Raw genomic sequence first — 13,198 nt, 5'->3', positions numbered from 1 at the left:
ACTTCAGCGCGCCGGCAGGATCTTGCCCGACACCGCGCCGAAGCCGACGCGATAGCCTTCGCCCTGGCAGTAGCCGGTCATGATCACGTCGTCGCCATCCTCCAGGAAGCCGCGGCGGCTGCCGTCGGCCAGCGTCACCGGTTCGGCGCCGTTGCGGGTCATTTCCAGCAGGCTGCCGTAGGAATCCGGCGTGGTGCCGCTGATCGTGCCCGATCCCATCAGGTCGCCCACGCGCACATTGCAGCCCGACACCGTGTGGTGGGCCAGCTGCTGCGCCATGGTCCAGTACATCGCCTTGAAGTTGGTGCGGCAGATGGTGCTGGGGGCCGCGGCTCCCTGCGGCTGCAGCGCGACTTCCAGCGCGATGTCATAGGCGTTCTTGTCCTGCTGCTGCAGGTACGGCAGCGGCTGCGGCGACTGCTCGGGGTTGTCGCGGCGGAACGGCTCAAGCGCTTCCATCGTCACCACCCACGGCGAGATCGAGGTGCCGAAGCCCTTGCTGTTGAACGGCCCCAGCGGCACGTACTCCCACTGCTGGATATCCCGCGCGCTCCAGTCGTTGAGCAGCACCATGCCGAACATATGCGCCGGCGCATCGGCGGTGCTGATGGGCTCGCCCAGCGCCGATTCCTTGCCGACGATAAAGCCCATCTCCAGTTCGAAATCCAGCTTGCGGCAGGCGCTGAACACCGGACGCGCCTCGTTCGGCAGCTTGATCTGGCCGTTGGGGCGATGCAGCGGCGTGCCGCTCACCACCACCGAGCTGGCGCGGCCGTTGTAGCCGATGGGGATTTCCAGCCAGTTCGGCAGCAGCGCGTTGTCCGGGTCGCGGAACATGCGGCCGACGTTGGTGGCGTGCTCCTTGGACGAATAGAAGTCCGTGTAGCCCGGGATCTCCACCGGCAGGTGCAGCGTTGCGGCCGCCATCGGCACCAGTGCCTTGTCGCGCAGTGCGGCGTTGTCGCGCAGCGCGGCGTCATCACCGGACAGCAGCGCGCCCAGGCGCTTGCGGGTTTCGCTCCACACCGGCTTGCCCAGGGCGATAAAGCGGTTCAGGCTGCCAGCGGCAAACGTGCCTTTGGCAGCGGCCGGCAGGAGGCCGGCTTCATCCAGCGCGGCAAGGTCCAGCACCTGGTCGCCGATGGCAACGCCGACGCGCGGGGCCTGGCCCTTGGTCGAAAACACGCCATACGGCAGGTTCTGCAGCGGGAAGTGGGACTGGCCGTCGTTGGCGGAAGCGATCCAGCTGGTCTTGGGGGCGGTCATTGGGATACTCCGAAAATTTGGTGGCACTTGTCGCGTGTGGTGACGCGTCATGCTTGACGAGCGCCTGCCCTCTCCCCCGGCCCCTCGCCCGCTTGCGGGAGAGGAGAGAAAACCGGGCGGGCGGCCAGGCGCCCGGGATTAGCGAGTGTTCGGGTTGAAGTGTTTCTTCAGGCCCTGCCAGCACGTGTAGTAGTCCTGCTGCAGCGAGGCCGACTGCGCGGCATACGGCGTCGGGCGGATCACGCCCGGGGTCTCGAACATGAAGGCCATGGTGTCCTCGATGTGGTGCGGCTGCGAGGTATCGGCGGCGCTGGCCTTCTCGAAGGTTTCCGCATCCGGGCCGTGGCCGCTCATGCAGTTGTGCAGGCTGGCGCCGCCCGGGGCAAAGCCTTCGGCCTTGGCGTCGTAGACGCCGGTGACCAGGCCCATGAATTCGCTGGCGATATTGCGGTGGAACCAGGGCGGGCGGAACGAGTCCTGCATCGCCAGCCAGCGCGGCCCGAAGATGACGAAGTCGATGGTGTCCACGCCCGGCGTGGCCGACGGCGACTGCAGCACCAGGAAGATCGACGGGTCCGGGTGGTCGAAGCTGATCGAACCGATGGTATTGAAGTGGCGCAGGTCGTACTTGTACGGGGTGTAGTTGCCATGCCAGGCCACCACGTCGAGCGGCGAGTGGCCGATCCCGGCGCGCCACAGGTTGCCCTGGAACTTGGCCACCAGTTCGAAATCACCCTCACGGTCTTCATAGCTGGCAACCGGCGACAGGAAGTCGCGCGGGTTGGCCAGGCCGTTGGAGCCGATCACGCCCAGGTCGGGCAGTTGGAACAACGCGCCGTAGTTCTCGCAGATATAGCCGCGCGCCTCGCCCTCGGGCAGCTCCACGCGGAAGCGCACGCCGCGCGGGATCACCACGATCTCCTGCGGCTCCACTTCCAGCCGGCCCAGCTCGGTCACCATCAGCAGGCGGCCCTGCTGCGGCACGATCAGCATCTCGCCGTCGGCGTTGTAGAAGAAGCGGTCCTGCATCGACTGGTTGGCCAGGTACAGGTGGATGCCGCAGCCGGTCATGGCCTCGGGGCCGCCGTTGCCGGCCATAGTGACGATGCCATCGACAAAGTCGGTCGGCACCGACGGCATTGCCGGCGGGCTCCAGCGCATCTGGTTGGGCGACGGCGGCACCTGGTCGAAACGGCTCAGGAAACGCGACTGCTCGATCTGCGTGAACGGCGTATGCATCGCGGCCGGGCGGATGCGGTACAGCCACGAGCGCCGGTTGTGCGCGCGCGGCGCGGTAAAGGCCGTGCCGGACAACTGCTCGGCGTACAGGCCGTAGGGCGCGCGCTGGGGCGAGTTCCGGCCCACGGGCAGCGCACCGGGCAGCGCCTCGGTGGCGAATTCATTGGCGAAGCCGGACATATAGCCGTGCTCGGCGAGCTGGGTGTGCGTGAGTGTCATGATGTCGTCAGCGTTCCTGGGTCTCGATCCATCTGGCGCTGCGCTGGCGCCTAGCGGCCTCTTGCTGGGAGTGCCTGCCGGTTCGTATTCAGCCTGTGCGTGGTGCACGAGGCAAGAATTACGGAATACGTAATGCATTTACCATATCGTAATCTCCAGCATCGGACGTGTCAAACGGCATCGCGTGCGCATGCGCCGGACGCCGCTTGCATTGCAGTTGTAGGTGGGAAACGGGAAAGCGGGAAGAAACCAGCCAGGCGCTGGGACGCGCGCTGACGCCGGCGCGGCAGCAATCGCTCACGCAGCTGAAAGGGAAAAACCGGGAAAGGCGGGAAAGCGCCGAAGCAGGCAGCCGGGCCTGCGGCGTCATCCACGCCGGGCGTCGTTCGAACGGCGCTCAGGACAATAGCGACCGGCGCGGTGCGGAACGCCCCGCGCCGGTTGTCATGCGGTGGCCTGGAGGCCAGCTGCCGGTGCCGGCGCGTTGCGAACCCGGGCCGGCCAAGCAGTGGCGGGTCAGACCGGCTTGTGGCCCTCTCCGGTTCCGGAGCCGAAAGCGCCTCCGGAAGCCGGCGCCGCAGCCGGCGCGGCCGTGCTTCCGGCGGCCGGCTGGCCTGCCATGGAAGCTGCCGTCACGCCGCCATTGCGGCTGGCAATAAATGCGTTGACGTCTGCAGCAAGATGCTGCGGGGCCAGCACGACTTCCAGGCCCAGCGCCTCGCAGGCGGCCAGGAACGTCGACATGCGGGGATCGGCCTGACCCGACTCCGCCCGCAGGTAGGCTTCCCGGGAAATCCCCGCTTTACGGGCGACGTCCTCCTGCTTTAGCTTGCGCGCGCGACGCAACGCCCGCAGTTGCCGGAACGGTTCGCTAGCGCCTCTTGGCACGGCTGTACTGTTCATGTCGGTCTCCAGTCACCAGTGAAAAAAAGTGCGCGGACGTGCATTCGAGTATAGAGCACGCAAAGCGTTCCGTATGTAACCGCAGAAACACTTTGTGCAGATTTCTTAGAAGTCCGCCATCCCGCCCTGACATCGGCCGACTGGCGAACGTCAAAGAGCCGGATCGTGCACAACATCGCTGAGCCGCCCAATCTCTAACGGGCCTTGGCGGTTTGCGTTGACGTCACATGCCTATCCATATGACGTTATGGCCTCGCGGACACAAGTGCGCAAGTCGGGGCAAATACCATGCATCTGGTTTCGTTGACAAACCGACCGGTCGTGCTATTCTCCAAACCATGCAAAAAGGACAACTCACCCGCAACGCCATCGTCGAACAGGCACTGGACACCGCTGCCAAGGTCGGCTTCGAACAGTTGTCGCTGGCCACGCTGGCCGCGGACACCAATATGTCGAAGAGCGGCCTGTATGCGCACTTCAAATCCAAGGAGGTGTTGCAGCAGGCAGTGCTCGACCTGGCCGTGGAGCGCTTCGGCGAGATCGTGATCCGGCCGGCGATGCGCCAGCCGCGCGGGATGCCGCGGCTACAGGGGCTGTTTGAAGGTTACCTGGAATGGCTGGGCGGCACGGTGACGCAGGGACGTTGCCTGTTCACGGCGCTGGGCCAGGAATACCGCGATCGGCCGGGCTCGATCCGCGACCTGGTGGTGCAGTCGCTGAAGGATTGGCACAGCACGGTTGCGCGCGTGGTGGGCGACGCCATCGATGAGGGCCATTTCGGGCCGGACACCGATCCGCGGCAATTTGCTTTCGAACTCGCGGGCATCGGCATGGCCTTCCAGCAATCCTTCAAGCTGCTTGGCCGCGAGGATGCCGAGACCATGGCGCGGCGCGCATTTGCGGCACTGGTGGCCCGTGCCGCCGAGGGCGCCCGCCGCCACTGAGCCACACATTGGCGCCGGCGCTACCCCGCCGGCGGGCAGCAACCGCTCGGGCGGGCTTTTTTTGTACATTAAAAAGCACGACTGGTCGGTCTTAACAACAGCACGGAATGCCGCCGGCGGGGCCGGTGCCGATGATGCCGTGCCATCCAGAATCCATTGGAGGTGCAGGTCGTGACGCAAGCAGTCTCTTCTCCTTCCCCGGTTTCCTCATCCCCCGCCGCCGCACCCTTGCCCGCGCGCGCCGGCAACGCGCCGCTGCGCACCGGCAAGTCCGGCCCGGTGGAGCGGGCCTTTCAGGGCTGGCAGCGGTTGCGCTGGCAGGCGGGCAGCGTGGTCAGGCCCGGCGCGACAGCGCGCGCGCTGGAGCACATCTGGTTCAAGCCGCCGCGCGCCGCAACCACATCCGCAGCGCGGCACTTGCTGGACAGTGCGCGCGCCGACTGGGCGCTGGTGACGGGCCAGGGCCCGAGCCGGCGCGTGCGCGTCTATCGCTGGGGCACGTCCGGTCCCGTGGTGATGCTCGCGCACGGCTGGGGCGGCCATGCCGGCCAGTGGCATGCGGTGGTCGAAGGCCTGCTGGCAGCCGGCATGCGGGTGGTGGCCTTCGATGCGCTCTCGCACGGCGCCTCCGATGCCGGCGCGCGCGGCGCGGCGCAGACCTCGGTGCTGGAAATGTCGCGCTCGCTGCTCGCCGCAGCCTGGCACGCGGGGCAGGTACACGCCGTGGTGGCGCACTCACTCGGCGGCGCAGCCACCGCGCTGGCGCTGCGCGAAGGCCTGCCCGCCCGCGCCGCCGTGCTGGTCGGATCGCCGGCCGACATGCACGCCGCGTGTGCGTCGCTGGCCTGGCAAATGGGCTTCACCCCCGGCGTGCTGGCGCGCATGCAGCGCCAGAGCGAGCGCTGGCTGGGACTGCCATGGTCGGCTTTCAACGTGCCCGACGTCGGCCGCACCCGGCCGGTCCCGCCAACGCTGGTGATCCATGACCGCGACGACAAGGAAGTGCGCTGGGAAGACGGCGCCGCCATCGCCGGCGCCTGGCCCGGCGCGCAACTGGTCACGACCAGCGGCCTGGGGCATCGCCGCATCCTGCAGGATCCCGGCGTGATCCGGCGCATCGCCGATTTCATCCGGCCCGGCACAGCCCCCGCGCGCGCGGTGATCCCGCCCGCCTTGCACGGCCTGGCCGTCGACTGAACCTGGAGACCATCATGTTCCTGGTGAGCAATGACATGACCGCCACCCTGCCCGCACGCAGTTCGCTGCGGCTGGTGGCGGGCCCCGGCGAACACGTCGCCGTGCGCTGCACCGAAGGCGAGCTCTGGCTGATCCGCGACGGCGACCCGAAGGACACGGCGCTGACGGCCAGCGAATGCTTTACGTTGTCCGACAGCGGCCATATCGAGCTGTATGCCGTCACCACGGCATCGCTGCACGTAACGCGCTGCCGGCAAGGCGCCGGGCCGGCAGCGGGCGCCTGGCGGCAATGGCTGCGGCGCTTGCTGGCGCCGCATGGGCGCGGCTATACCGGTGCAGGCCGGTGACAGGTGGAGCTGGACACCCTCGCCCTGCCAGCCCTGGCGCGAATGCGCGGTCGTGGTGGGGTGCAATGCTTGGCGGTTAATTGCGCTTTTTGCGTTGCGCGGCGGCCGGCGCCCCGGCCACCGCTGCGCCAGGTTCAGGACGGGTCGCCGCGCAGCATCTCGCGCAGCCGGAATTTCTGGATTTTCCCGGCGGGCGTGGCCGGCAGTGCGTCCCGCACCACGAGCTTCTCGGGGATGTACTGCAGCGCCATCTTCTGCGCCTTGAGCCAGTCCACCATCGCCGCCTGGTCGAACGCCTGGCCGGCGCGCGGCACGACAAAGGCGCAGGCGCGCTCGCCCAGCCGTTCATCCGGGTAGGCGACGATAGCCACCTGCGACACCGCGGGATGGCGGTACAGCAGGGTCTCGACCTCGAGCACGGGGATGTTCTCGCCGCCGCGGATGATCACGTCCTTGCTGCGCCCGGCGATGCGCAGGTAGCCGTGCGCATCGAGCCGCGCCAGGTCGCCGGTGTCGAACCAGCCATCGGCATCGGTGCTGTTCAGATGTGGCCGCTTCAGGTAACCGCCGAAGTTGGAACACGCCCGCACCAGCAGGCGGCCGGTCTCCCCGGTGGGCACGTCGGCATCGGCGCCGTCCACCACCCTCACCTCCACGCCCGGCAGCGGGCGACCATCGGTGGTCGATGCGCGCGCGTCGGGATCGTCCGGCAGCGTGGTGGTGACCGCGCCGTTCTCCGACATGCCCCACGCCGACACGATCGTGGCGCCCAGCGCCAGGCGCGCGCTCTCCACCAGCGCGCCCGGGATCGGCGCGCCGGCGCACAGGAAGGTGCGCAGGCTTGGCACGGGCGTGCCGGACTCCGACACCACGCGGGCAAGGTCCGTCAGGAACGGTGTCGATCCCATGGTGAAGGTCACGCCTTCCTCGCGGATCAGCGCGGCCGCGCGCGCCGGGTCCCAGATGTCCTGCAGCACCGCATGCGCGCCCAGCATCACCGGCATCATCAGTCCGTACATGAAGCCAGTCTGGTGCGCCATCGGCGAGGCCATCAGCACCACATCGTCGACCGTCAGGCGCAGCCGATCGGCATAGGCAACGATATTGGAGAACAGCGTGTTGGCGCTATGCATCACACCCTTGGGCTCGCCGGTGGTGCCGGAGGTGTAGATCAGTTGCGTGACGTCGTCAGCGCCCGGGCGGCCGCGCAGCAGGATGTCCGGCGCATCGGGCTCATCCTCCCAGCGCGGACCGCTGAGCAATGCGTCGAAGCTGTCCGCTCCAGCGCCGCCCGTGACAACGACGTGGCGCAGCGCCGGCAATACGTCGCGCAAGCCCTGCACCATCTGCGCATGCCCGAAGCCCCGGAAACCCTGCGGCACCACCATCACCTTGCATTGCGCATGCGCCAGCATGAACGACAACTCGCGCTCGCGGAAGATCGGCATCAACGGGTTGAGCACCGCGCCCAGCCGTGCGCACGCCAGGTACAGCACCGTCAGGTGCCAGCCGTTGGGCAACTGGCAGGACACGACATCCTGCGCACCGACGCCGAGGCGGCTCAGCCCCACCGCCACCCGGTCGGCCATCCGGTCCAGCTCGGGCCAGGTAAAGCGGGCCACGGTGCCGCTGTCGAGGCTTACCGCAGTCAGGGCCGGCGCGTCGGGCCGGCCGCTCACGCAGGCGGCAAGGTAGTCGTTGACGGTGCGGTCGTGCCAGTGGCCTGCCGCCACGCTGGCGGCTCGGCGGGGCGCAATCAGTACGGCGTCGAAATCCATGGCTTGTCTCCTCGTTATGCGATGCCGCGTGCGAGCGCGGCTTCAGGCCGGCACGGCTTCGCGCCCGGCGCGTCCGCGGGCAATGATGGTCTTCATGATCTGCGCGGTGCCGTCGCCGATCTGGAAGCCGAGCACATCGCGCAGCCGCTGCTCCATCACGCCGCGGTCATAGCCGCCGTGGCCGAAGGACAGCAGGCACTGGTGCACCACGTCGTAGGCCAGCTTGGGCGCCCACCACTTGCACATCGCGGCTTCGGCGGTGTGTGGCTGGCCATGGTCCTTCAGCCACAGCGTCTGCAGGCACAGCAGCCGGGCCGCGGTCACCTGGGTCTGGAAATCGGCCAGCGGGTGCGAGACCCCCTGGAAGGCCGAAAGCGGCTTGCCAAAGGCCTGCCGTTCCGCCACGTAGGCCCAGGTCTCGTCCAGCGCGGCCTGCGCCACCGCCAGCACCTGCAGGCCGATCAGCGCGCGCGAGAAGTCGAAGCCCTGCATCACCTGCACGAAGCCCTGGCCTTCCTCGCCCAGCAGGTGGCTGGCCGGCACGCGCACGTTCTCGAAGAAGATCGAGCCGCGGCCGATGGCGCGCTGGCCGTGGCAGTCGAAACGGTTGCGAGTGATGCCAGGCAGGTCCATCGGCACCAGCATGGCTGAGACGCCGCGCGCGCCGGCATCGACCGGGCCGGTGCGGGCAAAGACCACCGCGGCATCGGCTTGGTCCGCGGCGGAGATCGAAGTCTTCTCGCCATTGAGCACATAGGCGTCGCCGTCGCGCTCCATGCGCAGGCGCAGGTTGGCCGCGTCGGAGCCGCCGCGCGGCTCGGTCAGCGCGATCGCCAGCAGCGCTTCGCCGCGCGTGAGCCGCTGCAGCCACGGCCCGCCGATTTCAGGACGCGCGTGCTGTGCCAGGATCTGGCCGTTGAGCGAAGCCAGCAGGTTGATATACGACAGGCTCAGGTCGGCGCGCGCCACCGCTTCATGAATCACGCCGGCCGCGAGCGAGCCCATGCCCTGGCCGCCGCAGGCCTCGGGCAGTTCTGGCGCGATAAAGCCCATCTCGCCCATCTCGCGCATTACCGCGCGGTCCAGCACGCGGGTCTGGTCCCGCTCCAGGTAGCCAGGCGCCACGCGCGCATCGGCAAAACGGCGCGCATGCTCCGCCAGCGCCATCAGGTCTTCGTCAAGGTAGGGGTTCATGGTTGTCTCCGCTTGGTCGGATGCCAGCGCTTATCTGGCGTACTTGCGGAAGTCGGGCTTGCGCTTTTCCTGGAAGGCCTTCACGCCCTCGCGCGATTCCTCGGTGTCGTAGTAGAGCTTGAGCGCGTACATGCCCATGCCGGCGATACCACCCTGATGCGCGGTGTCCATGTTGAACGAGCGCTTGGCGATGGCGATGGCGGTCGGGCTCTTGTCCAGGATCTCGTCGCACCACTTCTGCACTTCGGCGTCGAGCTGGTTATGCGGCACCACGGCGTTCACCAGCCCCATCGCCAGTGCCTCGGCGGCCGGGTAGCGACGGCACAGGTACCAGATCTCGCGCGCCTTTTTTTCACCGACCACGCGCGCCAGGAAGGCCGTGCCATAGCCCGGGTCGACCGAGCCCACCTTTGGCCCTACCTGACCGAACACGGCCTTTTCAGAGGCGATGGTGAAATCGCAGATCGTGCACAGCACGTTGCCGCCGCCGATGGCAAAGCCCTGCACCCGCGCGATCACCGGCTTGGGCACGTCGCGGATGGCGTTGTGCAGTTCTTCCATCGGCAAGCCGATGGTGCCGCGGCCGTCGTACTGCCCTTCATGCGCGGACTGGTCGCCGCCGGTGCAGAACGCCTTGTCGCCGGCACCCGCCAGCACGATGGCACCGATCTCGCGGTCGTAGCCGGCGCGGTTGATGGCGTGGATCAGCTCGTCGCAGGTGCGGCCGCGGAAGGCGTTCATCTTTTCCGGGCGGTTGATGGTGATCCAGGCGGCGCCGTTGCGCACTTCGTACAGGATGTCTTCGTATTGCATGGTGGTCTCCGTTTTCTGGTGTTTGCTTGCTCAGCCGTTCATGGTCAGGCCGCCCGACACGCTCAGCACCTGGCCGGTGATAAAGCCGGCGTCGTCGCTGGCAAAGAACAGCACCGCGCCGGGCAGGTCGTCGGGCTGGCCGATGCGGCCCAGCGGGATCGAGCGGGTAAAGGCCTCGACCAGCTTCTCGGGGTTGCCCGCGCCCTGCTTGTAGTCTTCGAACAGCGCGGTCTCGGTCGGCCCCGGGCACACCACGTTGACGGTGATGCCGTGGCGAGCGTGTTCGCGGGCAATCGTCTTGGAGAACGACACCAGCCCGCCCTTGCACGCGGCATAGACCGCTTCGCCGGACGAACCCACGCGCGCGGCGTCGGAGGCGATATTGATGATGCGGCCGCGCTTGCGCTCGATCATGCCGGGCAGCACCGCGTGGTGCATGTGCAGCGCGCCGGTCAGGTTGATGGCGATCAGCCGCTCCCATTGCGCGGGCTCGGTCTTGATGAACGGCTTGAACACATCCCAGCCGGCGTTGTTGACCAGCACGTCCACCGGGCCCAGGCCCTGCTCCACCGCCGCCACCGCGGCATCCACGCTGGCGCGCTCGGTGATATCGCAGCGAAGGGCCAGCGCGCGCCCGCCAGCCTCTCGGATCTGGCCGGCGACGCGCTCGGCCGCTTCCGGGTTCAGGTCGAGCACGCCCACCACCGCCCCGGCGCGCGCAAAGCGCAAACAGGTTGCGCCGCCGATACCTCCGCCACCACCGGTCACGATGACCGTCTTGCCTTCAAGTCCTTGCACAGCGTTCTCCTTTCAGGATTCCGGTGCTATCGTGCCGGCCATGGCGCCGTCACATCGCACCACCAAATAGGTAAATATGTTTACCTATAATAGGAGGTAGCCGCTGCCTACGCAAGACGCCAACACTGTGGAAAAAACTATGGTTAACCCGGAATCAGGGGCAGATTTCCCGACAAACGCACGCATGGAACTGGCCAACCGGCTTTTCTTCCGGCTGTACCAATGCGCAAATATGTTGCATAAAACGGGATCGCGAGCCGTCGAGGCAGAGGGCCTGACGACGCAGCAGTGGGCCGTGCTCGGCGCGTTGTCGCGCCCGGAAGCCGCTGATGGCATGAGCGTGGGCGACCTGGCCCGCTACCTGATGGTGAGCCGGCAGAACCTGTCAGGACTGGTCAGCCGGATGGAACGCGACGGCCACGTCACGCTGGCCCCGGACGGCCGCGACCGCCGCTCACGGTTGATCCGGATGAGCGAGCCGGGACGGGAGGTCTGGCTGCACCAGGCGCAGCCGAAGATCCGGGCTTATTACGAGCAGGCGCTGACGGGGTTTTCTACCAATGACCTGACGCACACACTGCATTACCTGCTCAAGTTGCTGGATAACATGCGCGCGCTTGACACGCCCGACAGCGCGGACGGTGGCAGTCCACAGGCCTGAGCCGCACGCAGTATCGCAACTGAAACACACCGGCCGGCCGGAACAGCCGGCCGCGAGCCCGCGGCCCGCATCCTGGCCTGCCGCGCCGACTGGCGCGCAATATGCGTTGGCATGAAGTTGCTCAGACGTCGCGAGCATCAACGGCGAAGCGCCATGCCATTCGCGCCTCGCCACGCCCCGAAGCCCTGAACCACTGCCCCGGCCGTTTGCGCCGTGCACACCGCCGGGACGGCGACCAATCCAACCATAACCGGAGGTCCCGCCATGACCCGCTACATCGTGCTAGCCAGCTTCACCGACCAGGGCATCCGCACTGTCAAGGACACCACCAAGCGCGCCGCCGCGGTGCGCGAGATGGGGGCGCGCCTGGGCGTGCAGATGAAAGACATCTACTGGACGCTGGGCGAATACGACATCGTGCTCACCGTCGAAGCGCCCGACGACGAGACCATGACCAGCTTCGGGCTGACCATCGGCGCGGCCGGCAACGTACGCACCCAAACCCTGCGCGCCTTCAACAGCGACGAGATGCAGGGCATTCTCGGCAAGATGGGCTGACCCCTGCCCCAGAAACGAACAACGCCCGCCGGGGCCATCCCGGCGGGCGTTGTTGTTTGCCGAGCGCTGCCCGCCAGCTCAGAACCCTTCCAGCACCAGCTTGCCGATAGTCCGCCCGCCTTCCAGCATGGCGTGCGCGCGCCGCAGGTTCTCCGCGTTGATGCTCCCCAGGTTCTCGCCCAGCGTGGTCTGCAGGCGGCCGGCATCGACCAGCCGCGCGACCTCGTTAAGCAGACGATGCTGGGCGACCATGTCGGGCGTGCTGAACATGGCGCGCGTGAACATGAATTCCCAGACGAAGGTGGCGCTCTTGTTCTTGAGCAATTCCACCGGCAACGGCCGCGTATTCGAGACGATCGTGCAGATCTTGCCCTGCGGGGCGACCAGTTCAGTCATCGCCGCGAAATGGCCGTCGATATCGTTGAAGCAGAGGATGTAGTCGACCTCGGCAAAACCCAGCGCGTTCAACTGCGCCGGCAGGTCGCCACGATGGTCAACGGTATGGTCGGCGCCAAGGCGGCGGCACCATTCCTGCGACTCGGGCCGCGACGCGGTGGCGATCACGGTCAGCCCGGCCAGCACCTTGGCCAACTGGATGCCGATCGAGCCCACGCCGCCCGCGCCGCCGATGATCAGCACCGAGCGGCCGGCGTGATCCCCCTTGGGCGAAATGCCCAGCCGGTCGAACAGAGCCTCCCAGGCGGTGATCGCCGTCAGCGGCAGCGCCGCCGCGTTGGCGAAATCCAGCGAGGCGGGCTTGTGGCCGACGATGCGCTCATCGACCAGGTGGAATTCGGCGTTGGCACCGGACCGCGTGATGCTGCCCGCGTAGTAGACCGGGTCGCCGACCTTGAACAGGGTCACCTCCGGCCCCACCGCCGCCACAGTGCCGGCCGCGTCCCAGCCCAGCACGCGCGGCGTGGGCTCTACCTGCGCCTTGGGCGCGCGCACCTTGGTGTCGACCGGGTTGACCGAGACGGCCTCAACCTTCACCAGCAGGTCGCGGCCGCCGGGGCTGGGCATGTCGATTTCCACGTCCTGCAGCGAACGCGGGTCGGAGATGGGCAGGTACTGGGTCAGGCCGATGGCTTTCATGGCGGGCTCCGGGATGTGTAGGGAATGATCTGAAGCGTAGCCCGTCACGATTGATTTGATTAGCTGAAAACTACAACAATCAATTTCCCGAAATTCAGGATAATCACCCAATCGAGTAGGGTGAGGGGTCACCCCCTCAGCCCTCTCACACCACCGTACGTGCGGTTCCGCATACGGCGGTTCATG

Annotated in this window: 13 protein-coding genes; 5 read left to right on the top strand and 8 right to left on the bottom strand. The window is 67.4% G+C overall.

What is annotated here, in order from left to right; translation table 11 throughout:
• Positions 1-3 precede the first annotated feature (3 nt).
• The 3 genes from fahA to AC1Q7H_RS36005 form a co-directional block, all read right to left on the bottom strand.
• Positions 4-1,266, bottom strand: a complete 1,263-nt coding sequence (gene fahA, locus AC1Q7H_RS36015) for a fumarylacetoacetase (RefSeq protein WP_211981698.1) — start codon at positions 1,264-1,266, stop codon at positions 4-6.
• 138 nt (positions 1,267-1,404) lie between these two features.
• Positions 1,405-2,724, bottom strand: a complete 1,320-nt coding sequence (hmgA, locus tag AC1Q7H_RS36010; protein WP_041228670.1) for a homogentisate 1,2-dioxygenase — start codon at positions 2,722-2,724, stop codon at positions 1,405-1,407.
• A 516-nt stretch (positions 2,725-3,240) separates the two neighbouring features.
• A complete protein-coding gene (locus tag AC1Q7H_RS36005; RefSeq protein ID WP_013953309.1) occupies positions 3,241-3,627 on the bottom strand; it encodes a helix-turn-helix domain-containing protein in 387 nt (128 codons plus the stop codon).
• A gap of 338 nt (positions 3,628-3,965) precedes the next feature.
• On the opposite strand from AC1Q7H_RS36005, the gene AC1Q7H_RS36000 reads away from it, so the two are divergent.
• The 3 genes from AC1Q7H_RS36000 to AC1Q7H_RS35990 all read left to right on the top strand — a co-directional run bounded on the left by AC1Q7H_RS36000 (position 3,966) and on the right by AC1Q7H_RS35990 (position 6,115).
• A complete protein-coding gene (locus tag AC1Q7H_RS36000) occupies positions 3,966-4,571 on the top strand; it encodes a TetR/AcrR family transcriptional regulator (protein WP_041228671.1) in 606 nt (201 codons plus the stop codon).
• Positions 4,572-4,742: 171 nt separating this feature from the next.
• Complete coding sequence (locus AC1Q7H_RS35995; protein WP_492382304.1) at positions 4,743-5,768, top strand: alpha/beta fold hydrolase; 1,026 nt, start codon at positions 4,743-4,745, stop codon at positions 5,766-5,768.
• 14 nt (positions 5,769-5,782) lie between these two features.
• Complete coding sequence (locus tag AC1Q7H_RS35990; protein WP_153953447.1) at positions 5,783-6,115, top strand: DUF2917 domain-containing protein; 333 nt, start codon at positions 5,783-5,785, stop codon at positions 6,113-6,115.
• 134 nt (positions 6,116-6,249) lie between these two features.
• On the opposite strand, the gene aliA is transcribed toward AC1Q7H_RS35990, so the two are convergent.
• The 4 genes from aliA to badH are packed head-to-tail and all read right to left on the bottom strand — an operon-like array spanning position 6,250 to position 10,698.
• The gene (gene aliA, locus AC1Q7H_RS35985; protein WP_492382303.1) at positions 6,250-7,893 is read right to left on the bottom strand and encodes a cyclohexanecarboxylate-CoA ligase; all 1,644 of its coding nucleotides are present in this window, start codon (positions 7,891-7,893) and stop codon (positions 6,250-6,252) included.
• Between the two features lie 42 nt (positions 7,894-7,935).
• Positions 7,936-9,087 carry a cyclohexanecarboxyl-CoA dehydrogenase gene (gene aliB / locus AC1Q7H_RS35980; RefSeq protein WP_492382302.1) on the bottom strand — a complete coding sequence of 384 codons (1,152 nt, stop codon included), beginning with the start codon at positions 9,085-9,087 and terminating at the stop codon, positions 7,936-7,938.
• Between the two features lie 30 nt (positions 9,088-9,117).
• Positions 9,118-9,900 carry a 2-ketocyclohexanecarboxyl-CoA hydrolase gene (gene badI / locus AC1Q7H_RS35975; protein ID WP_492382301.1) on the bottom strand — a complete coding sequence of 261 codons (783 nt, stop codon included), beginning with the start codon at positions 9,898-9,900 and terminating at the stop codon, positions 9,118-9,120.
• Positions 9,901-9,930: 30 nt separating this feature from the next.
• Positions 9,931-10,698, bottom strand: a complete 768-nt coding sequence (gene badH, locus AC1Q7H_RS35970) for a 2-hydroxycyclohexanecarboxyl-CoA dehydrogenase (protein WP_013953316.1) — start codon at positions 10,696-10,698, stop codon at positions 9,931-9,933.
• A 139-nt stretch (positions 10,699-10,837) separates the two neighbouring features.
• Here badH and AC1Q7H_RS35965 point away from each other — a divergent pair, with 139 nt between their 5' ends.
• On the top strand, positions 10,838-11,359 hold the full coding sequence (locus tag AC1Q7H_RS35965; protein WP_492382300.1) for a MarR family winged helix-turn-helix transcriptional regulator: 522 nt from the start codon (positions 10,838-10,840) through the stop codon (positions 11,357-11,359).
• A 264-nt stretch (positions 11,360-11,623) separates the two neighbouring features.
• On the top strand, positions 11,624-11,917 hold the full coding sequence (locus tag AC1Q7H_RS35960; protein WP_013953318.1) for a GYD domain-containing protein: 294 nt from the start codon (positions 11,624-11,626) through the stop codon (positions 11,915-11,917).
• 78 nt (positions 11,918-11,995) lie between these two features.
• Here the strand turns inward: AC1Q7H_RS35960 and AC1Q7H_RS35955 are convergent, their stop codons facing one another.
• On the bottom strand, positions 11,996-13,012 hold the full coding sequence (locus AC1Q7H_RS35955) for a zinc-binding alcohol dehydrogenase family protein (RefSeq protein WP_492382299.1): 1,017 nt from the start codon (positions 13,010-13,012) through the stop codon (positions 11,996-11,998).
• Between the last annotated feature and the right edge of the window lie 186 nt (positions 13,013-13,198).

It is taken from the genome of Cupriavidus sp. GW823-FHT06D04 (assembly GCF_058795055.1).
Note: the sequence above shows the minus strand (reverse complement) of the source record. Positions and strands in the feature narration are given on the sequence as shown.